The following is a 21,799-nucleotide window of genomic DNA, read 5'->3' as shown; positions in this document are numbered from 1 at the left end:
AATTTTCCATAGGTTTTACCTACGGCTATTATTGTTGAACCCTTCGGGTTCCCCAAACTCCTTATTTTTTTAAATATTTTTTCACTTCCTCCAAATATGGATACATCACCATATCGTCTGAGAAAGCAGGGATAATTTGTCTTATTTCATCATATAATTCTTTTGTGGATGATGAAACTTTATCTTTAAAATCAAGATACTCAATTGCTTGAATAATCGTGATGGCTTCAATTGCCAATACTTCGAAAGCATTTTCAATGACTTTTCTACAAATCACGGCAGCATTTGTTCCCATGCTCACAATGTCCTGATTATCATTATTGTTAGGAATACTGTGAACGTACATAGAATTTGACAACATCTGACTTTCTGCTGTTGTTGAAGTTGCTGTAAACTGAACGCCCTGCATCCCGAAATTAAAGCCTAATTTACCTAAATTTACAAAAGGAGGCAAAATTTCGTTGATTTTTGAGTTTAAAAGATAATTTAATTGTCTTTCTGCCAACATGGTCAGTTTTGTTACCACAATTTTCAGCTTGTCCATTTCCAGAGAAATATAATCTCCGTGGAAATTCCCGCCGTGGTAAACATGCTGATTTTCAACGTCTATAATTGGATTATCATTGGCTGAATTGATCTCATTTTCAAGAATTTTCTCCGTGTATTCCAATGTATCCAAAACAGGTCCTAAAATCTGCGGAACACATCTTAACGAATAATATTCCTGAACTTTTTCTTTAAAAACCTTTTCCTGCTCTTCAAAATGAGTATATAAATGATCTTCTCTTTTTCTAATTAGGTTACTGTCAGACAAATGCGCCCGCATTCTTGCTGCAATCTTTTGCTGGCCTGCGTGAAGCTTTGTTCCATTTAAGGCTTCAGATAAATGATCATCATAAGCCTGAACGATTTCGTTGATCGCACAAGATAATTTAATTGAAATCTCAGTTAATTGATTGGCTTTAAATGCATTCACAATCCCAATCCCTGACATCACGGAAGTTCCGTTCATTAAAGCAAGCCCTTCACGGATCTCCACTTTTATGGGTTCTAAACCTTCAATTCCGAAAACTTCTTTTGTGGATTTTCTTTCCCCTTTATAAAAAACTTCGCCTTCACCGATTAAAACCAAAGCCAAATGCGCCAGCTGGACCAAATCACCACTTGCGCCTACTCCGCCGTGTTCGAAAATCAACGGTGTAATATCTCTGTTTATTAATTCTTTAAGTAAATTAACTACCGAATGATGAACCCCGGAATTTCCAAGAGATAAAGTATTCAGTCTTGCCAGCATACAAGCTTTAACTTCCTGCGGCGGAAGAGCATTTCCAATTCCTGAAGAATGGCTTCTGATTAAATTATATTGAAGCTGATGCGTATCTTCATCACTGATTTTGAACTGGGCCATTGGTCCGAAACCTGTGTTCACACCATAAATTACTTTATTTTTTGAAAATTCTTTCAGAAACTGAAAACTTTTATCCACTCTGGCCAAAAGCGTATCATCCAGTTCTATTTTCTGATTTTCAATGATGATTTTTTTAAAGTCATTCAGTCCTAAAAAGTTATTTATTTTCATTAATTAAAGTAATAATAGATAATTTTGTAAATATTAATTAATTGTCACTAATTTTGCGGCAAAGATAGAAGTTATTATTAAAATAAAAAATCAAAGATGAGCAAAGAATTTGTTGATGTTCTCGTAATCGGCGCCGGGCCGTCGGGTTGCGTATCTTCTTCATTCTTAAAGAAGAACAATATCAACGTAAAAGTTGTCGAAAAAACAAAGTTTCCGAGATTGGTTGTAGGCGAAAGCTTAATTCCGAGAGTGATGGATCATTTTGATGAAGCCGGACTTTTTCCTGCTTTGGATAAAATGGGTTTTGAGAAAAAACTGGGAGCGCGTTTTTTGAGAGGTGACGAAGTCTGCATCTTTGATTTTAGTGATAAATTCGGGGAAGGCTGGGACTGGACCTGGCAGGTTCCGAGAGCTGATTTTGACAATACGCTGGCTCAGGAGGTTATTAATAAAGGTATTGACCTTGAATTTGAAACTGAAGTCATCGGCATTGAATTTAATGGTACAGATTCTATCACCACTGTGAAAAATAAAGACGGCGAAACGAAGGAAATTCATGCTAAATTTGTGATCGATTCAAGCGGTTACGGAAGAGTTTTACCAAGACTTTTAGATTTAGAAAAACCTTCAAAATTATCTCCGCATTCAGCGATTTTTGCTCATGTTGAAGATGTTAATCGAGAAGAAGGCGTTGAAGGAACTTTAATTTCTTTTGATATTATTGAAACTGAAGTCTGGCTTTGGGTAATTCCTTTTTCTAATGGAAATACGAGTGTAGGAATTGTTGGTCCGACTGAATATATTGATCAATTATCTGAAAACGGAGACGCTGCAGAAGCCTTACGAAAAGCAATTTCTCTATCCGATTATTATGTAAAACGTTTCGGAGATGTAGATTTTCTTTTTGAACCAAGACATTTAAAAGATTATTCCTGCTCGGTAAAAAAATTATTCGGAGACGGATTTGCCCTGACGGGAAATGCTTCTGAATTCCTTGATCCTGTTTTCTCCTCAGGAATGGCTTTTGCCACAGAAGGCGGAATGACAGCCGCAAAACTGGCTTTAAGACAGCTAAATGGCGAAAAAATTGACTGGCAAAAAGAATTCGCTGATTATATCCTGTACGGTGTTGATGTTTTCACGACATATGTGAAAGAATGGTACACCGGAAATTTGCAGGAATTATTCTTCCATCAACCCGAAAATCCTGATGTTAAAAGAAAAATCTGCGCCGTTTTAGCAGGTTACGTCTGGAATAAAGAAAATCCTTTCGTGAAGAAGCACGACACAGTCATAAAAAATCTTGCGAACCTTATCAAAATGGAGAAGCAACAACAGTAAAAAAACGGTCTGAAAATTCAGACCGTTTTTATTTTTATTTTAAAGCTTTTTTAATCACTTTTCCTAATTCTTTTCCTGTTGCTTCGTACGCTCCGGCAACTCTTCCGTATTCCATTACAAAATCCTTATTTTGTGGTTTACCCAATATTTTATCACCTTGTATTTTCATGATAACTTTTGACGGATTTTCTGTTTCAACAAAAGTAATATCTGAAGTTAGTTTTGCTTCCTGCCCGATCATTCCGCCATGCCAACCTACATAAATCCATTTTGCATCAATAATTAAAGTATATTTTGCATTTACTTCTTTTCTGAAAAGAACTTTTTTCGATTTGCTATTTATTCCTTTTAAGAAATAATCCAAATAATCGGTTGTTTTGAATTTTTCCCAGGCATCACTCCATTTATGCCAATCCTGCTCTGTTTTTTTACGGTTTTTCAAAATATCTTCTTTTCTTTTTTCAAGATATTGAGCTTCAGTAAAATTTTCAACCTGATACAATGTATTATCAAATTTCAGCTGAACATTCACTTCTGTCTGATCCTTTAGAAAATCTAAGTTTCCCTGCTGGATAATCAGCTGATTTTCAGTCTGAGCAAAAGTGGCCGTTGTAATTGCCATAAATAATAGCAAAAATAATTTTTTCATAGTTTATAATTTTCAAAATTTAAGTTCGTAAATATATTATAAAAAAGCAGTCCGATCGAACCACTATTATTTTTATTTTCGTTAAATATTATGGTCATTTATCTTAAATCTATAAATGTAATTGGCTTCCTACTGTTTGGATTAAAAACCGTTTTGGACAAAACATCAAAATCTATGATCTCAATTTTTGGACTTACCCTCAATTTTGCCCGGAAATGGTCTCTTACTTCGTTGACGAAATTTTCAGAGTCACTATCTGTGCTTATTTTAATGATAATTTCATCCAACCCGATTTCATTCGACTGAATCACGATCTGATAACACAAAATTGTATTGAAATCATTCAAAATATCATTCATCGCCGGCGGATACAACGTCGTTCCTTTATATTTGATCATCTGTTGCTTTCGTCCGACAACAGGACCGAGTCTCATGGTATTTCTTCCGCATTGACAAGGCTCATAATGTGCTTTTACAATATCTCCTGTTTTAAATCTTAACAATGGAAGGGCTTCAACGCCCAACGTTGTAATGGTTAGCTCACCGTTTTCTCCATTTTTTACCGGATTTTCTTCATCGTCCAGAATTTCCGTAATGATTAATTCAGGATGCTGATGCCCTCCGATTTGATATTCACATTCCGTAAAAGCCGTGCTCATTTCTGTGGAGGCATAGGTTGAGAATAATTTAATATCCCATTTTTCCTTGATCTTTTGTGAAAGAATATTATCCGTAAAATCCTGATTTTTGATGCTTTCACCGATACAAACCGCACCATAAACGCTGGAATTTCTGTAATCTACGCCATGTTTTTCGGCATAATCGATCATTTTTAATAAAAACGACGGAACGGTAATCAAATATTTTGGCTTATATCTGAAAATTGAATCCCATTGCAATTCCGGAATTCCGGGACCCATTCTGACAACGCTTGCACCCATTTTTCTCAATCCTAAAAAATAAGCTAAACCTGCCATAAATCGTTTGTCAATGGTCGTGATCATTTGTACAACGTCTCCTTTTTGAATTCCTGCACAGACAAAAGAAATGGCTTCATTATAAGCCAGCCTTTCAAGGTCGTTATCTGATAATCCGAAGGTTACAGGATCGCCCAAAGTTCCCGAAGTTGTGCTGTAATCTACAATTTTATCAGGAGTGATACAGAAAAAATCATCATTATTCTGCTGAATGTCATTTTTGGTCGTCGTCGGGATTTTCTGCAAATCTTCCAGCGTCTGAATATCAGCAATATTGATTTTGTTTTCTTTGAATAATTTCTGATAAAAAGGAGAATGCGTTTCAAGATAGGTCAAAAGCTCCTGAAGTTTTTCCTCCTGAAACTTTTTTATTTCCTGAATGTCTGATTTTTCGATTGATGGATAGAATTCCAATGGTTTTTTATTTTTAGAAGACAAATTTATTTAATTAAAATTAAAAGATTGAATGATTGAAATATTAGTGTTGAATTTTAAACCACAGATCGACACGAATTTTCACAGATGATTGTGTTTTAATATTTGTGTTTATTCGTGAAAACTTTGTGTTATTTGTTTTTTAATTTAAACGCAAAGGTTTTATTTTAAACTTTTGATTTTAGAAAGCAAAGGCAAATAAATTTGCTGCCCGAAGCTTGAAAACACAGCTTCATCAAATCAACCTGATGATTCTTCTTGCTCACTTGATATTAGTTATAATTAAAACTTTACGTTAAAAAATCTGCGCTGTCAGCAAAATTTGTGTGAGAAATTTTAAGTTTTGGCTAAAGCCAATTGAATTGAATCTAAATTGAAAGCGGGCTAAAGCCCGCTCCTATTTATGAAAAACATTGAATTCCCAAAAGTTTCTTATAATTTGCTTTAATAAATTCACTCATTTACCATTAACAATTCACAAAAATTAATTCAAACATTTATATTTCTGAACATAATTTTTAATCCAAACGATCAAAATAAAACATATATTATAAACCGGTAAATTTTAGTAAATTTGCCAACTTAATTAATCAACGATATTGATATATTACAATGAGCCAATTTAAAGAATACAAAAACCTCAACCTTATTGACATAGCAGAAAATGTCGCGGAATTCTGGAAACAGAATAAAACCTTCAATAAGAGTGTTGAGATTCGTGAGGGCAAACCTGAGTTTGTTTTTTATGAAGGTCCGCCTTCAGCAAACGGCATGCCCGGAATTCACCATGTTATGGCTAGAGCATTAAAGGATATTTTCTGTCGTTATCAGACCCAAAACGGGAAGCAGGTTTTCCGTAAAGCGGGTTGGGATACACACGGACTTCCTGTGGAGCTTGGCGTAGAAAAAGAATTAGGAATCACGAAAGAAGATATTGGCTCAAAAATCTCTATTGAAGATTACAACAAAGCTTGTCGTGAAGCGGTAATGCGCTATACAGACGTCTGGAATAACCTTACCGAAAAAATCGGATATTGGGTAGATCTTGAAGATCCGTATATCACGTATAAGTCAAAATATATGGAGACGGTTTGGTGGTTGTTGAAGCAATTGTATGATAAAGGATTATTATACAAAGGTTACACGATCCAGCCTTATTCGCCTAAAGCAGGAACAGGACTTTCTTCGCACGAAGTAAATCAGCCCGGAGCTTACCGTGATGTTTCTGACACAACGGTTGTTGCACAATTCAAGACATTGCCGGAAACATTGCCTTCATTTTTACAAGGTTTTGGAGATGTACATTTCTTAGCTTGGACGACAACTCCTTGGACGTTGCCTTCGAATACAGCCTTGACTGTCGGACCAAAAATCGATTATGTTTTAGTAAAAACTTTCAATCAATATACTTTTGAGCCAATTAATATAGTTTTGGCTAAAGCTTTGGTTGGAAAACAGTTTGCAAAAAAATATAGTGAAGGAACTGATGAAGATTTCGAAAACTATACTTCGGAAAGCAAAGTTATTCCTTACCAAATATTAGCAGAATTTAAAGGTGCTGATTTGGTTGGAATTAAATATGAGCAGTTATTAGATTACGCTAAACCTTACCAAAATCCGGAAAATGCTTTCAGAGTAATTTCAGGAGATTTTGTGACAACAGAAGACGGAACAGGTATCGTTCACACGGCGCCGACTTTTGGCGCTGATGATGCGAAAGTGGCTAAAGAAGCTACTCCTGAAGTTCCGCCAATGTTGGTTTTAAATGAAAACGGAAATCCGGTTCCTTTGGTAGATTTGCAAGGTCGGTTTTTGTCTTTAGTACAAGATGAAGTCTATGGTTTTGCCAATGAATATGTAAAAGCAGAATACCTTAGCGACGACGAAAAAATTGCAGAATTCAACATTCAGAAAGAACAATTAAAATCGATCATAGCAGATTTAAAAAATTATCTTTCTGTTGATGAAAGAATTGCTTTAAAATTAAGAAAAGAAAATAAAGCTTTCAAAGTTGAAAAATACGTTCACAGTTACCCACACAGCTGGAGAACTGATGAGCCACTTTTATATTACCCACTGGATTCCTGGTTTGTGAAAATGACCGCTGTAAAAGAAAGTTTGGTTAATTTAAATAAAGAAATCAACTGGAAACCAAAATCAACCGGAGAAGGGCGTTTCGCCAACTGGCTGGAAAATGTAAACGACTGGAACTTATCCCGCTCAAGATACTGGGGAATCCCGTTGCCGATCTGGAGAACTGAAGATCTGAAAGAAGAAATCATCATCGGTTCCGTAGAACAATTATACAACGAGATTGAAAAATCTATTGAAGCAGGCTTCATGAAAGAAAATCCATTCAAAGGTTTTGTGATCGGAAATATGTCTGAGCAGAATTACGCTTTGGTTGATTTACACAAAAATATAGTCGACAAAATTATTTTGGTTTCAGCTTCAGGAAAAGAAATGAGACGTGAAAGCGACTTGATCGACGTTTGGTTTGATTCAGGCTCGATGCCTTATGCGCAGCTGCATTATCCTTTTGAGAATAAAGAATTAATTGATACCAATAAAGCGTTCCCGGCAGATTTTATTGCAGAAGGTGTTGATCAGACTCGTGGTTGGTTTTACACGCTTCATGCCATCGGAACGGCGGTTTTTGACTCCGTTGCTTATAAAAATGTAATGAGTAACGGACTTGTTTTGGATAAAAACGGTCAGAAAATGTCAAAACGTCTGGGAAATGCGGTTGATCCGTTTGAAACACTTTCAGTATACGGGCCGGATGCTACACGCTGGTACATGATCTCGAATGCAAACCCTTGGGAAAACCTGAAATTTGATATCGAAGGAATTGATGAAGTAAGAAGGAAATTCTTCGGAACATTATATAATACGTATTCATTCTTTGCCTTATATGCGAATGTTGACGGATTCAATTATTCTGAAAAAGAGGTTGAAAACCGTCCGGAAATCGATAGATGGATTCTTTCTGAATTAAATTTATTAATTAAAGAAGTAAAAGCATTCTACGAAGATTACGAACCGACAAGAGTAGCAAGAGCAATCAATACTTTTGTAAATGACAACTTAAGCAACTGGTACGTAAGATTATGCAGAAGACGTTTCTGGAAAGGAGATTATTCAGAAGATAAAATCTCTGCTTACCAGACTTTATATACGTGTCTGGAAACTGTTGCTAAACTATCCGCGCCGATCGCTCCGTTCTTTATGGATCAATTGTATCAGGATTTAAATAAAGTAACAGGAAAAGAAAATGCTGAATCCATTCACTTGACAGACTTCCCGGTTGCTGATGAAAGCTTGATCGATCAGGACTTGGTTGAAAAAACGCACTTGGCACAAAGCATTACGAGTATGGTTTTCTCTTTAAGAAAGAAAGAAAATGTAAAAGTACGCCAGCCGTTACAAAAAGTTTTGATTCCTGTTTTGGACAAAAAAACAGAAGAGCAAATTTTAGCCGTCGGAGAGTTAATAAAACAGGAAGTAAATGTTAAAGAATTACAGTTAATCAATGCCGAAGAAGCAGCCCATTTAATTGTAAAACAGATCAAACCAAATTTCAAAGCGCTTGGCCCCAAATTAGGAAAAGACATGAAAGTGGTTGGAGGAGAGATTGCAAATCTTAGCACAGAACAAATTTCCGATCTTGAAAAAGAAGGCAAAATAGACGTTCAGAATTACGAAATTACGCTTGAAGATGTGGAAATTTCGACAAAAGATATCCCCGGATGGACGGTAACTTCTGACGGAAAAACAACTGTGGCATTAGATTTGACGCTAACAGATGAGTTAAAATCTGAAGGGATTGCAAGAGAGTTTATCAACAGGATTCAAAATATCAGAAAAGACAAAAATTTTGAATTAACAGACAGAATAAACATCTTTGTAGAAGAAAATTCACCTTTTTTAAATGATATTAAGAAAAATGAAGAATATATTTCATCGGAGGTCTTGTCAAATAAAATAGAAATTGTATCTTCACTTTCAAATTTTAACGAAATCGAAATAGATGAGGTTAATTTTAAGATAAATGTTGAAAAAAATTAACATATAGTTATTGGATTTCAAATTCCATTTCATAATTTTATTAAAAAAGAGAAAAGAACATGTCAGACGAAAGAGTAAGATATAATGATTCTGATTTACAAGAGTTTAAAGCAATCATTAAGGAAAAAATAGAGAAAGCAGAAAAAGATTTGCAACTGATCAGAGAAAGTTTCATCAATGATCAGAATAACGGAACAGACGATACTTCTCCGACTTTCAAAGCATTTGAAGAAGGAGCAGAGACGTTAAGTAAAGAACAAAATTCTATTTTAGCAGGAAGACAGGAAAAATTCGTGCGCGATCTTAAGAATGCCCTGATCAGAATTGAGAATAAAACGTATGGTGTCTGCAGAGTAACCGGAAAGCTGATTCCTAAGGAAAGATTATTAGCCGTTCCTCACGCTACTTTGAGCATCGAAGCGAAAAATATGCAGAAATAACCGTAAGGTTTGTAAAATAAATTTGGGTTTATATCGTATTTCATGAAATACTTTATAAACCTGATTTTTAATTTATAGCCATGAGCGAATTATTAATTTTAGGCATTATTGTTGCCGCAATTTTATTGTTTTTCAACAGAGATTGGATCAAAAGCAGATTCTTTCCCGATAAACAACGAAATTACACGATTGATGATCAGTTTAATTCAGAAAAGCGCGAAAGGGAAAAAGAGATCGATCACCTTTTGAGTAAAATGGGCAAAAACGGCATTAATGATTTGTCTGCAAAAGACAGAAAAAGGCTCGATGAATTGTCCAGAAAATAAAAAATATTTAAACCAAAAAAATGGAATCTATAATAGTACACACAAAAAATGCAATGGAACTGAATGCTCTGAAAAGTGTTTTAAAGGATATGAATATCCAGTTCGAAAAATTCCATACCAGAAATACATTTCACAATCAGAAAACAATTAAGAAGGTTATTGATAAAAAAAACGAAAAAATAGCAAAATCTTCTAAACCAAAAGGATTGTAATGAAAAAAATATTCGCAGTAACCTTCCTTATATTACTAATAGATCAGGTTTCAAAAATCTATGTAAAAACTCATTTTAATCTGGATGACAGCATTTCTGTTTTACCCGGCTTTAAATTAACTTTCGTTGAAAATCCCGGAATGGCATACGGACTTCATTTTGGTGGAGTTATCGGTAAATATTTCCTTGTTATCGTAAGAATTTTCTTAATTGGAGGAATGATTTATCTTTTCAAAAAATGGCTCCAAAAAGGGGAATCCAATTATCTTTTGATTCCAATGGCAATGATTTTTGCAGGAGCCATCGGAAATCTTATTGACGGAATGTTTTACGGATTAATTTTTGACAGCGGAACTGTTTACGACCCAAGCATTGACCGATGGATCGGTTACGGCGGAATTTCCAAGTTTGTTCCTGTTGGTGAAGGGTATTCTACTTTTATGAGGGGCTGTGTTGTTGATATGCTGCATTTTCCGATCGTAGACTGGAACGTTCCTGAAAATATTCCATTAATCGGGGGAAAACATCTTGAATTTTTTAAGTATATCTTTAATGTTGCAGATTCCGCAATTACAGTTGGAGCAGCTTTATTATTAATTTTCAGAAAAAAAGCGTTCCCGAACGGGCTCGAATTTTAGGAATTTCACAATCAATGAAAAAAATTATAAAAACTATATTTAAAATTTTCCTGCTTCTTCTTGTTGCAGGAATTATTTTTATTGCCTGGGCAAATTACAGCATTGAAAAAGACAGTGATCATTTTGTGTCTTACCATATTGCTGATGTTCCTGAAACAAAAACTGCCCTGCTTTTAGGAACAAGTAAAAACCTGAACAGCGGCGTTCCGAATGCTTATTTCTACAACAGGATTCAGGCTGCAGTTGATCTTTATAAAGCCGGAAAAATTAAAAACATCATCGTAAGCGGAGATAATAGTACAAAAGATTATAATGAACCGGAAGATATGTTATTAACTTTAATGCAATACGGCATTCCGCAGGATAAAATTTTTCTGGATCATGCTGGTTTCAGAACATTGGATTCTGTTGTGAGAGCAAAAGAAATTTTCGGTCAGACAAGGCTGGTAATTATTTCACAGAAATTCCATAATGAAAGAGCCGTATTTTTAGCAAAGCAAAACGGTGTTGAAGCGTTTGGATACAATGCAAAAGACGTCAATAAATATGCTGGCTTTAAAACCAATATGCGGGAATATCTTGCTAAAGCAAAGGCATATTATGATTTGATTTTAGGCGTTAAACCTAAATTTGGAGGAGAGAAAATTTTAATTCCTTAATATTTTTTCTTTCACTGATGTTTCAGATTTTTGACGCAAAGTTTTAACTTGACAATAATTAATTTTCTAAGTGAGCAAAGAATTAATCAGCAAGTTAATTTGATGAAGCTGTGCTTTCAAGCTTCGTGCAGCAAATTTATTTGCCTTTGCCTTCTAAAAAATAAATAGTTTTGGAAATAAAAATCTTGCGTTTAAATTCAAAAATTAAACGCAAACATCTGTGAAAATCCATCAAATCTGTGAGAGAAATCCATAAATTTGCAATTCATTAATTTTAATATAAATTTTAAACAATGTCAAGAATTCTTACCGGCATTCAAGCCACCGGAACACCACACCTTGGAAACTTGTTGGGTGCAATCATTCCTGCGATTGAGCTATCAAAACAGGAAGAAAATGAGTCATTTTTATTTATCGCGAATCTTCACTCGCTGACACAGATTAAAGATGCAAAACAATTAAAACAGAATACCTACGAGATTGCTGCGGCTTGGCTTGCTTGTGGACTGGATACCGAAAAAACATTTTTTTACAGACAGAGTGATATCCCTGAAACCTGTGAACTATCTTGGCATTTATCATGTTTTTTTCCTTATCAGAGATTGACTTTGGCGCACTCATTTAAAGATAAAGCAGACCGATTGCAGGATGTAAATGCAGGCTTGTTTACCTATCCTATTTTAATGGCGGCAGATATTTTATTGTATAACGCAGAAATCGTTCCTGTAGGAAAAGATCAGCTTCAACACCTGGAAATTGCGCGTGACGTAGCTTCAAGATTCAACAATCAGATGGGTGAAGTATTGGTTTTACCTCAGGCTGAGCTTCAGAAAGACACGAAATATGTTCCGGGAACTGACGGCCATAAGATGTCTAAATCAAGAGGGAATATCATCAATATTTTCCTTCCTGAAAAAGAGCTGAAAAAACAGATAATGAGCATTGAGTCAGATTCAAAATCATTGGAAGAGCCTAAAGATCCTGAAACGGATAAAACATTTGCAATCTATCAATTGGTTGCAACGCCTGAGCAGACGGAAGAATTACGAACCAAATATTTAGCAGGAAACTATGGTTATGGTCATGCTAAAAAAGAGCTTTTAGACTTGATTCTCATAAGATTTGAGAAAGAAAGAGAACTTTTCTCTTATTACATGAATAATCTTGATGAACTGGAAGCAAAACTTCAGGAAGGAGCAGGAAAAACGAGAGTAATCGCTACTGAAACGATTATAAGAGTAAGAGAAAGCTTAGGAATTTAATTCTAATTTTTATATAAATAAGTTTTCGGCGGCACCTTCGGTGCCGCCGAAAATTTTACAGGTATTCTTTTATCTGTAAAAGATGTTTAATCGATTTTAATCCTTCTTCTTGTTTATTTTCATTAAATACATCAAAGAAAATAACATCCATACCGAAATTTTGCGCGCCGACAACATCAGCGATCCAATCATCCCCGATCAAAATACTGTTTTCTTTTTTAGCATCAGAAAGACCCAGAGAATACTTAAAAATTTCAGGTTTTGGTTTTCTTACGCCGACAGAATCTGCGCTTGTAATGGTTTGAAAATATTTATCAATTCCGGATAAAATGCATTTTCTTTCCGTTACTTCTTTAAATCCGTTGGAAATAATATGCAACGTGTAGTTTTTAGCTTTTAAATATTCCAAAATATATTCTGCGCCTTCAACCAATTCATTATGATTAAGAATTTTATCTAAAAAATGCTCTTCAAAAAACATTGATAATTCTTCATCATCAACACCAAAATACTTGAAGGTATCATAAAAACGATGTTTCCTTAAATATTCTTTATCAATAATTCCGTCACGAATGTTTTCCCAAAGGCGTTCGTTAATTTCGTGATACACAGAATGAAATTCTTCAAAATCAATAGCATACTTTAAAGTAATTTCCTGTTTTTCAAAAAGGCTTTTAATGGTAAGATAAGCGTTCCTGCGGTGATCCCAAAGCGTATTGTCTAGGTCAAAAAAAATGTGCTGAATTTTCATACAGCACAAAATTAGTTTTAATTTTTGGAAATCGGATAATTCTTGGTCTTGGTCTTTACGATCTCAAGATTCTTTGAAAAATTTAATAAAAAATCAATAGTTTGTTTTTTTGGTTTCAAAGTTTTCACTTTTAAGGAATCATTTTTTCTCATAGGCGATAAATGTTTTTTCCTTAAAACGGGAATTTTCCAAAATTATTATCTATCTGGTCAATACAATATTATTTTCTTCCATGATTTTTCTCAGGTTTATCAAAGCGTACCGTACCCGTCCCAATGTGGTATTAATACTCATATCGGTATGATCTGCGATTTCTTTGAAACTTAACCCGTCAAAAAACCTTAATTTAATCACTTCCTGTTGATTTTGTGGAAGAAACTGTAACATTTTAAGCAGATCTTCCTGAATCTGGTTGGTTACCAACTGATCTTCAATATTTTCCGAAGGTTCTCTTATGAGGTCAAAAATAGAATATTCATCCGTTTCAAAAGTAGTTTCCGAAACTTTGATATTTTTTGATTTTGCTCTGAAGTGGTCTATAATAAGATTGTGGGCGATTCTTTTTGCCCAAAGAATAAACTTTCCTTCTTCGTTATAACGTCCTTCTTTCAACATTACGATAATCTTTACGAATGTATCCTGAAATACGTCATTTGCTAAGTCTTCATCATTAATTTTATAAAAAATGAATGTAAACAGTTCTCTCTGATGACGATGAATAAGGGCTGATAAGGCTTCTTCGTCTCCTTTCTGATAAAGGGAAATTAGTAGGCTATCCGATTTTGATTTCATGACTCTTCTTCTCAATAAATATATTTGTAGACAATCTTTTATCCAGATAAATTATCTGGTGATATCTGTATATACAAAACAGTTTTTCAGAGTAAAGTCGGATCAATAGGCAGTACAATTATTTATGATGTAAATATAATAAAATTTTAATAACTGTTAACCTATTATTAAATTTTTACGCGAAAAATTTAAAAAAAATCATTTAAACATGTCATGAATGAACACAGTAGGGATATTTAGTGTTAAATTAACATTCAGACCTTTCATTTCTTTCCCGTTTAAATCGGCAATCGGAAAGGCATACCCTCCCGTAAGGTCCAAAATCCCGAAAAGAGTCACTCCGATTTTCGGTGCAATGTATTTATTTGTTCCTTCTGCCCCGACTAAAAAGTAGTAAGAGTGATAAAAATCTACATCTTTCTGAAAATTAAGCAGAACATCGGCCTGTAATTTCGGCATAATCGCGAATTCAGAATTTGTAGACCCCATTAATGTAGAAACTCCCAGCCTGTAAATAACGTCATCATTTTTCAGGAAAAGCAATTTTCCTCCCAATTCGCCGAAACTTTGATTTTGATAGGTATAACCAACGCTGATCATCTTATGCATCGTATATTGCGCTTTTACAAATGTGCTTAAAAAAAATACGGCCAAAAGGGTAATTGCGTATCGAAAATTCATCTTTTAATTATTTAGTGTAAAATTAAAAAAAACTGCCTTACCTGAAAGATAAAGCAGTGATTTATTATGTTAGAGAAAAATTAAATTCCGAAAGCGGCTTTAATTTCGTCTACTTTGTCAAGTTTTTCCCAAGTGAAGAACTCTAAACCTGTAAGAGTTAATTCATTCTTGTGTCCTTTATTGAATGTTTTATCAGCTACATAATGCTCTCTTCCCATGTGTCCGTAAGAAGCTGTTTCCTGATAAATCGGGTTTCTTAATTTAAGGTTTTGCTCGATAGCATAAGGTCTTAAATCGAAAATTGTAGAAACTTTTTTAGCAATTTCTCCGTCGTGCAGATCAATTTTTGCAGTTCCGTAGGTGTTGATGTATAAACCACAAGGTTCGGCAACACCGATTGCGTAAGAAACCTGTACCAAAACCTCATCAGCAAGACCTGCAGCAACTAAATTTTTAGCGATATGTCTCGTTGCATAAGCAGCGCTTCTGTCTACTTTTGAAGGATCTTTTCCAGAGAATGCACCACCACCGTGAGCACCTTTTCCACCGTATGTATCAACAATGATCTTTCTTCCTGTAAGACCTGTATCTCCGTGAGGGCCTCCGATTACGAATTTTCCTGTCGGATTGATGTGGTATTTGATCTGATCGTTGAATAACGCTTTAATTTCTTCAGTTTGCTGAGCAACCACTCTTGGAATCAAGATATTTTTGATGTCTTCACGAATTTTAGTCAGCATCTCTTCTTCTGCCCCGAAATCATCGTGCTGAGTAGAAACTACGATAGAATCGATTCTTACCGGCTTGTGATCATCAGAATATTCGATAGTAACCTGGCTTTTTGCATCCGGGCGAAGATACTTGATTTCAGAATCTTCTCTTCTGATCGCAGAAAGCTCCTTAAGAATAGTATGTGCCAAATCTAAGGCCAGAGGCATATAGTTCGCCGTTTCGTTGGTTGCATATCCAAACATCATTCCTTGGTCACCTGCACCTTGTGCGTTGGCTTTAGCTTCGAAAGACTCGTCAACTACAGCTCTGTCAACTCCCTGGTTAATATCCGGTGACTGCTCATGGATCGCAGAGATCACCCCGCAAGAATCTCCGTTAAACATATATTCCCCTTTTGTATATCCGATTCCGTTGATTACTTCTCTGGCAATAGTCTGAACGTCAAGGTAAGCATCAGATTTTACTTCACCCGCCAAAACTACCTGTCCTGTTGTAACAAGCGTTTCACAAGCTACTTTTGAGCTTTTATCATATGCTAAAAAATTATCGATTAAAGCATCGGAAATCTGATCGGCAATTTTATCTGGGTGCCCTTCTGAAACTGATTCAGACGTAAATAAATAAGACATATTATTCTATTTGTTTTTTTAGATTAAAAGATAGAAGAAAAATCTGAATAATTGCCTGAAAAGTTCAAAAAAAAGAATACTGTTTTAGCATTTTTTTAAAGAGGTTGCAATCAGGTCAAATTCTTCCTCGTTCGTAAACTTCGGCAAATTTAAGTACTATTTTTTAATACTCAAAATTTTTGTTTACTTATTATAAAATTCTTTAAATTAACGGTTTATCGCCATTCATCACAAAATACTATTGTGGTTTTATGCTTACGAATTCTTTTGGATTTTCGTTATAATTCAATTTTTCCTTCAATGAATTTTTGATAGAAAGGGCTAATTCGTCAATAATTTTCTGTTTAAATGTCGGTTTGTAGTAAATAATACTGATTTCCCTGTACGGAAAAGGTTTCTTAAATCTGAATACATTTCCTTTTTGCTCCTCTGAAAGCTGACTAAGGGCAAGCTCAGGTAAAATGCTGATTCCGCCAACTTTATCTACCATATGCACCAAAGTCTGAATATTTGATGCCAGGAAATCTAAATTTTTCGGTTTTAATGTATTTTCCTTTAAATGACAGATATTTTCAAATTGGTTTCTCAGACAATTTCCTTCTTCAAGCAACCAAACTTTTTCAACATTAAGATCTTCAGGAACAACATAAGAATTTTTCTTATTGGCCTCGGTATTTGAGCTGTAGATCATTAATTCTTCATTAAACAAGAAATCCTGATAAAATTCATCGGCCGAGTCATACGGCGTAGAAATAATTCCCGCATCCAGCTCTCCCGCTTTTAAGGCTTTAATGATATTATCGGTGGTCATTTCCTTCACATTCATCTGGATTTTCGGGTTTTCTTCCAAAAATGCAAAAATCTCTGTTGGTAAAATGAATGATGAAACCGTAGGAATAATTCCCAGATTGATCGTACCTCCTAAAATGTTATTTAAAAGATTGGCTTTATTCTTAAGCTCATTGACAGATTCTATGATGACTTTCGCCTGATCGATGATCTGAAGACCCACATCTGTAGTACGGATCGGGTGTGTCGTTCTGTCGAAAACTTTTACATCCAGCTCATCCTCAAATTTCTGTATCATTGCACTGAGAGTGGGCTGTGTAATGAAGCAAGCTTGGGCTGCTTTACCAAAATGTTTGTACTTATCTACCGCGATAAGATATTCCAGTTGCTGAATGTTCATCTAATAAATATTATCTATTACAAAGATATAATGTTTTTGCTATTAGCAATTAAAAATTCGAGTAAATTTGATAATTGTTAGGTCTTACAATCATCAGTTTAATAAATAAATCATTTCAAATTATAACTATATGGATTCTAAAAAATTAACATTAAGCAGCGGTGCTCCGTATTTTGAGCATCAGGACTCACAAACGGTAGGACCGAGAGGCCCTGTTCTGCTACAGGATTTTATTCTTCAGGAAAACCTTGCCCATTTTGTAAGAGAAAGAATCCCTGAAAGGATTGTTCATGCCAAAGGAACCGGAGCATACGGAACATTTACCGTAACGCACGATATTACTAAGTACACGAAAGCAAAAATATTTTCAAAAATAGGAAACTCATGCAGAATGTTTGCCCGTTTTTCTACTGTTGGAGGTGAGAAAGGAAGCGCAGATACCGCAAGAGATCCGCGAGGTTTTGCTTTAAAATTTTATACGGAAGATGGAAATTGGGACCTGGTAGGAAATAATACGCCTGTATTTTTTATTAAGGATGCCAAAAAATTCCCGGATTTTATTCATACGCAGAAAAGGGTTCCAAAGACCAATTTAAAAAGCGCAACCATGATGTGGGATTTCTGGAGCTTGAATCCCGAATCTTTACACCAGGTTTTAATTTTAATGTCAGACAGAGGAACGCCTCACGGATACAGGCATATGCATGGCTTCGGCTCACATACTTTCTCTATGATTAATGAAAATAACGAGAGGGTCTGGGTAAAATTCCATTTTAAAACGAAGCAGGGAATTAAAAATTTTCTGAATGATGATGCTGTAAAAATGGCGGGAGAAAACCCGGATTTTGCTCAGGAAGATCTTTGCAATGCCATTGAGAATGGTGATTTCCCGAAATGGACTTTATACATTCAAGTAATGACGGAAGAGCAGGCAAAAGATTTCAGATGGAATCCTTTTGATATTACAAAAGTATGGTTCCAGGGCGATTTCCCTTTAATTGAAGTCGGAGAAATGGAGCTTAATGAAGTACCTGTCAATTATTTTGCACACGTTGAGCAGTCAACTTTTTCACCAAGTAATTTAATCAACGGGATCAGTTTTTCTCCTGATAAAATGCTTCAGGGAAGATTATTTTCTTATCCTGATGCCCACAGATACAGAGTCGGCGTAAATTCTCATCAGCTGGAAGTCAACAGATGTCCTTTTGCCACCAATAATTATCAGAGAGACGGCTTTATGGCAGATTCAAGTGAATATCAGGACAAACCAAATTATCATCCGAACAGTTTTGATGATATTACTCCGGACCCGGCATATAAAAGTCATGAATACGAGCTGGACAGCGCACACGTTGCCAGCTACAACAGAAATGATAATGATGACGACCATTACACACAGCCCGGATTGCTATATACAAAGGCCATGAATGCGGAAGACAGAGAAAATCTTGTTAAAAACATCGTCGGAAGCATGAGCGGAATTGACGGCCCAAAAAGGGATGAAATTATCAATCGCCAGCTGTGTCATTTTTTCAGAGCGAATATTGAGCTTGGCATGAAAGTGGCTTCTCAGTTAAATGTCAATATTGATGCAAATATGATGAATCATTCCAAATAAAGCATATTAATACAAATAATATCATCTAAAAGGAAAAAAAGTAATATTTTTTCCTTTTTTTTGTAAAAAATTTATAATTTGCAAAAGATAATATTTTAAAGCGGAAAAATGAGTTACGAGAATATATTATTAGAAAAAGAAGATAAAATAACATTAATTACAATAAACAGACCTGAAAGCTTAAACGCGTTAAATGCTAAAACCATTCAGGAAATCAGCTCAGCTTTAGATGAAATAAGTGCTGACCTGTCTTGTAGAGTTATTATTCTTACAGGAAGCGGCCAAAAATCTTTCGTTGCCGGAGCTGATATTAAAGAATTTAGTGATTTTGGACAGGAAAAAGCCGAAGAGTTGGCAAAAAACGGACAAAACACTTTATTCAACAAAATTGAAAATATGTCAAAGCCTGTCATCGCAGCCGTAAACGGTTTCGCGTTGGGAGGTGGTTTAGAGCTTGCCATGGCATGCCATATCAGATACGCATCGGAAAATGCTAAATTGGGGCTTCCGGAAGTAACTTTAGGGTTAATTCCAGGTTACGGGGGCACTCAAAGACTTCCAAAGCTTGTCGGAAAAGGTATTGCCAACGAACTTATCTTCTCTGCCAAAATGATTCCTGCTGCAAGAGCAAAAGAAATCGGACTGGTGAATGAAGTATATCCTATTGAAGATTTATTAACCAAAACAAAAGAATTAGCAAACATTATTGCCCATAATTCACCTATGGCAATAGCAAAGGCAATACATGCCGTAAATTTATCGGACACGGATAAAGGTTTTGAAACCGAAATCAGGTATTTCGGAGAGCTTTTTGACCTGGATGATAAGAAAGAAGGCGTTTCCGCGTTTATAGAAAAGAGGAAACCAAACTTCTAAACCCTTAATACAAATTATTTCGAAAAACCAATGAAGAAGTATGAATAAGTTTGACAAAGCTTATCTTAAAATGGCTCAGGAATGGGCACAATTATCCTACTGTAAAAGAAAACAGGTAGGAGCACTTATCGTAAAAGATAGGATGATCATTTCAGATGGTTACAATGGTACTCCTTCAGGATTTGAAAACTGTTGTGAAGATCAAGACGGTAAAACGCACTGGTATGTACTGCATGCAGAAGCTAATGCCATATTAAAACTGGCCGCTTCCACTCAATCTGCAAAAGGTGCAACGTTATATTTAACGCTGTCACCATGTAAAGAATGCAGTAAGCTTATTCTTCAGGCAGGAATTTCCAGACTGGTGTATATCAACGAATATTCGGATGACGACGGAATATCATTTTTAAGAAACCATCATATTGAAATAGAACAAATATCGGACTGTGAACTAAAAAAATAAGCACACAATGACTTGGGATGAAAAAATTAAGGATTTTGAAATCTTTCTTCGATTCGAAAGAAACTTTTCAGAAAACACGCTCGACGCCTACGTACGAGACATTAGAAAACTAAAAGAATACGCAGAAGAGGATCTGGCAAATGTCGGCCCGGATTCTATTGGGTATGACAATTTACAGGAATACATCTTCAACCTTTCCAAACAGAAGTTCAGCGAAAGATCACAAGCAAGATGGATATCTTCCATAAAGGCTTTCTTCAAGTTTTTGCTTGAGGATGAGTTTCGTGAAGATAATCCCGCAGCTTTGCTCGAAGGGCCCAAATTGGGATTGTACCTTCCGGATACGTTAAGCCTGCTTGATATCAACAAAATTATCGGCGCTATTGAGGTAAATTCTGATCTTGGAAAGAGAAATCAGTGTATCGTTGAGGTTCTTTACGGATGCGGACTTCGCGTTTCGGAACTTATTGATCTTAAAATTTCAAACATCAATTTCAAAGAACAATACATTAAAGTAAACGGAAAGGGCAACAAAACCCGTTTCGTCCCTTTAGCGGATTATACCGCGGAATTGTTGGGCAGCTATATCAGCGATACCCGATCGAAAAGTAAGATCAACAAGAAATATGAAGACACCTTATTTTTGAACAGCAGAGGAACCTCAATGTCCAGAGTAATTGTATTCTTAATCATAAAAGAACTGACAGATAAAGCCGGGGTAAGCAAGAAAATATCTCCACACACCTTTAGGCATTCTTTTGCAACGCATTTATTGCAGAATGGAGCCGATCTTCGTTATATACAGGAAATGCTCGGACATTCCAGCATTACAACAACGGAAATCTACACTCATTTAAAAACTGAAGAATTAAGGGATGTTATTTTGAGTTATCACCCGAGAAACATTAATATTGCTCAATGAAAATATTGAAATACTGCCCAAGTTGCGGTCTGGAATCTTTGAATTGGGACGGCGAAAAAAAATGGAGCTGCCCCAACTGTAATTTTACATTATACAACAACGTTGCCGGCGCTGTAGCCGTGGTTATACGTTGCGGTGAAGAAGTTTATCTTACAAGAAGAAACAGAGATCCTAAAAAAGGAAAACTCGATTTAGCAGGAGGTTTTGTCGATCCGAAAGAGAGCGCAGAAGAATCATGCAAAAGAGAGCTTTTTGAGGAATTGCAGCTTGATGTTGATATTTCTAATTTAAAATATTTAACAAGTCAGCCGAATGTGTATCAGTACAAGGAAATTGATTACAACACGATCGACTTGTTTTATGAGTACAACGTTTCAGAAAAATTTGAAGTAAATCTTGAATTATCCGAAATCTCAGAAGCCGTCTGGATTCCGTTACAGGAATTAAATCTTGATGATCTGGCTTTTGATTCTCAGAAAATATTTTTTGAACAGTATTTAAAGAAATAATAATTTAAATAGTATAAGAAAAACTCTCGCTGATTTTGCGAGAGTTTTTTA

General features: G+C 35.3%; 21 protein-coding genes. 13 read left to right on the top strand and 8 right to left on the bottom strand.

Translation table 11 applies throughout. From position 1 onward, the window contains the following. Nucleotides 1-61: 61 nt before the first annotated feature. A complete protein-coding gene (locus BLT04_RS09210) occupies nt 62-1,579 on the bottom strand; it encodes a flexirubin biosynthesis tyrosine ammonia-lyase FlxA (protein ID WP_089755477.1) in 1,518 nt (505 codons plus the stop codon). Between the two features lie 96 nt (nt 1,580-1,675). On the opposite strand from BLT04_RS09210, the gene BLT04_RS09205 reads away from it, so the two are divergent. Further along, nucleotides 1,676-2,920, top strand: a complete 1,245-nt coding sequence (locus BLT04_RS09205) for an NAD(P)/FAD-dependent oxidoreductase (protein WP_089755476.1) — start codon at nt 1,676-1,678, stop codon at nt 2,918-2,920. Nucleotides 2,921-2,954: 34 nt separating this feature from the next. Here BLT04_RS09205 and BLT04_RS09200 read toward each other — a convergent pair whose 3' ends face one another. Together BLT04_RS09200 and BLT04_RS09195 are read right to left on the bottom strand one after the other, a co-directional pair. Beyond that, the gene (locus BLT04_RS09200; RefSeq protein WP_089755475.1) at nt 2,955-3,569 is read right to left on the bottom strand and encodes a hypothetical protein; all 615 of its coding nucleotides are present in this window, start codon (nt 3,567-3,569) and stop codon (nt 2,955-2,957) included. Nucleotides 3,570-3,667: 98 nt separating this feature from the next. Further along, nucleotides 3,668-4,960, bottom strand: coding sequence for a flexirubin biosynthesis putative acyl-CoA ligase FlxY (locus tag BLT04_RS09195; RefSeq protein WP_089755570.1), 1,293 nt, complete (start codon nt 4,958-4,960; stop codon nt 3,668-3,670). 633 nt (nt 4,961-5,593) lie between these two features. On the opposite strand from BLT04_RS09195, the gene ileS reads away from it, so the two are divergent. From ileS to trpS, 7 genes are all read left to right on the top strand, one after another. Continuing rightward, nucleotides 5,594-9,049 (top strand): isoleucine--tRNA ligase, encoded by a 3,456-nt coding sequence (ileS, locus tag BLT04_RS09190; RefSeq protein ID WP_089755474.1) that lies wholly within the window; start codon nt 5,594-5,596, stop codon nt 9,047-9,049. 59 nt (nt 9,050-9,108) lie between these two features. Then, nucleotides 9,109-9,489 carry a TraR/DksA family transcriptional regulator gene (locus BLT04_RS09185; RefSeq protein ID WP_034740299.1) on the top strand — a complete coding sequence of 127 codons (381 nt, stop codon included), beginning with the start codon at nt 9,109-9,111 and terminating at the stop codon, nt 9,487-9,489. A gap of 80 nt (nt 9,490-9,569) precedes the next feature. Beyond that, nucleotides 9,570-9,815 (top strand): DUF6576 domain-containing protein, encoded by a 246-nt coding sequence (locus BLT04_RS09180; RefSeq protein WP_089755473.1) that lies wholly within the window; start codon nt 9,570-9,572, stop codon nt 9,813-9,815. Nucleotides 9,816-9,835: 20 nt separating this feature from the next. Next, nucleotides 9,836-10,027, top strand: a complete 192-nt coding sequence (locus BLT04_RS09175) for a hypothetical protein (protein ID WP_089755472.1) — start codon at nt 9,836-9,838, stop codon at nt 10,025-10,027. Then, nucleotides 10,027-10,665, top strand: coding sequence for a lipoprotein signal peptidase (locus BLT04_RS09170; RefSeq protein WP_089755471.1), 639 nt, complete (start codon nt 10,027-10,029; stop codon nt 10,663-10,665). Before BLT04_RS09175 ends, BLT04_RS09170 begins: the two co-directional genes overlap by 1 nt. Nucleotides 10,666-10,679: 14 nt before the next feature. Further along, nucleotides 10,680-11,324: a SanA/YdcF family protein gene (locus BLT04_RS09165; RefSeq protein WP_089755470.1), complete on the top strand. Its 645-nt coding sequence runs from the start codon at nt 10,680-10,682 to the stop codon at nt 11,322-11,324. A gap of 293 nt (nt 11,325-11,617) precedes the next feature. Beyond that, on the top strand, nt 11,618-12,586 hold the full coding sequence (gene trpS, locus BLT04_RS09160) for a tryptophan--tRNA ligase (RefSeq protein WP_089755469.1): 969 nt from the start codon (nt 11,618-11,620) through the stop codon (nt 12,584-12,586). A gap of 55 nt (nt 12,587-12,641) precedes the next feature. Here the strand turns inward: trpS and BLT04_RS09155 are convergent, their stop codons facing one another. The 5 genes from BLT04_RS09155 to BLT04_RS09135 form a co-directional block, all read right to left on the bottom strand. Next, nucleotides 12,642-13,337, bottom strand: a complete 696-nt coding sequence (locus tag BLT04_RS09155; protein WP_089755468.1) for a YjjG family noncanonical pyrimidine nucleotidase — start codon at nt 13,335-13,337, stop codon at nt 12,642-12,644. A 201-nt stretch (nt 13,338-13,538) separates the two neighbouring features. Continuing rightward, a complete protein-coding gene (locus tag BLT04_RS09150; protein ID WP_089755467.1) occupies nt 13,539-14,129 on the bottom strand; it encodes an RNA polymerase sigma factor in 591 nt (196 codons plus the stop codon). Nucleotides 14,130-14,327: 198 nt separating this feature from the next. Then, on the bottom strand, nt 14,328-14,810 hold the full coding sequence (locus BLT04_RS09145; protein WP_089755466.1) for a hypothetical protein: 483 nt from the start codon (nt 14,808-14,810) through the stop codon (nt 14,328-14,330). Nucleotides 14,811-14,890: 80 nt separating this feature from the next. Further along, a complete protein-coding gene (gene metK / locus BLT04_RS09140) occupies nt 14,891-16,171 on the bottom strand; it encodes a methionine adenosyltransferase (RefSeq protein ID WP_089755465.1) in 1,281 nt (426 codons plus the stop codon). A 238-nt stretch (nt 16,172-16,409) separates the two neighbouring features. Next, the gene (locus BLT04_RS09135) at nt 16,410-17,360 is read right to left on the bottom strand and encodes a LysR substrate-binding domain-containing protein (protein ID WP_089755464.1); all 951 of its coding nucleotides are present in this window, start codon (nt 17,358-17,360) and stop codon (nt 16,410-16,412) included. Between the two features lie 130 nt (nt 17,361-17,490). Here BLT04_RS09135 and BLT04_RS09130 point away from each other — a divergent pair, with 130 nt between their 5' ends. From BLT04_RS09130 to BLT04_RS09110, 5 genes are all read left to right on the top strand, one after another. Then, nucleotides 17,491-18,978 (top strand): catalase, encoded by a 1,488-nt coding sequence (locus BLT04_RS09130; RefSeq protein ID WP_089755463.1) that lies wholly within the window; start codon nt 17,491-17,493, stop codon nt 18,976-18,978. 108 nt (nt 18,979-19,086) lie between these two features. After that, a complete protein-coding gene (locus BLT04_RS09125; protein ID WP_089755462.1) occupies nt 19,087-19,854 on the top strand; it encodes an enoyl-CoA hydratase/isomerase family protein in 768 nt (255 codons plus the stop codon). Between the two features lie 40 nt (nt 19,855-19,894). Further along, entirely contained in the window at nt 19,895-20,317 is a 423-nt protein-coding gene (locus BLT04_RS09120) for a deoxycytidylate deaminase (RefSeq protein ID WP_089755461.1), read from the top strand. Between the two features lie 7 nt (nt 20,318-20,324). After that, complete coding sequence (xerD, locus tag BLT04_RS09115) at nt 20,325-21,239, top strand: site-specific tyrosine recombinase XerD (RefSeq protein ID WP_089755460.1); 915 nt, start codon at nt 20,325-20,327, stop codon at nt 21,237-21,239. Next, the gene (locus BLT04_RS09110; protein WP_089755459.1) at nt 21,236-21,748 is read left to right on the top strand and encodes an NUDIX hydrolase; all 513 of its coding nucleotides are present in this window, start codon (nt 21,236-21,238) and stop codon (nt 21,746-21,748) included. Before xerD ends, BLT04_RS09110 begins: the two co-directional genes overlap by 4 nt. The last annotated feature ends 51 nt before the right edge of the window (nt 21,749-21,799 follow it).

The sequence above is a fragment of the Chryseobacterium soldanellicola genome (assembly GCF_900100115.1).
Taxonomy (GTDB): domain Bacteria; phylum Bacteroidota; class Bacteroidia; order Flavobacteriales; family Weeksellaceae; genus Chryseobacterium; species Chryseobacterium soldanellicola.
The sequence above is the reverse complement of the archived record's forward strand: the minus strand, read 5'-3'. Positions and strand labels throughout refer to the sequence as shown.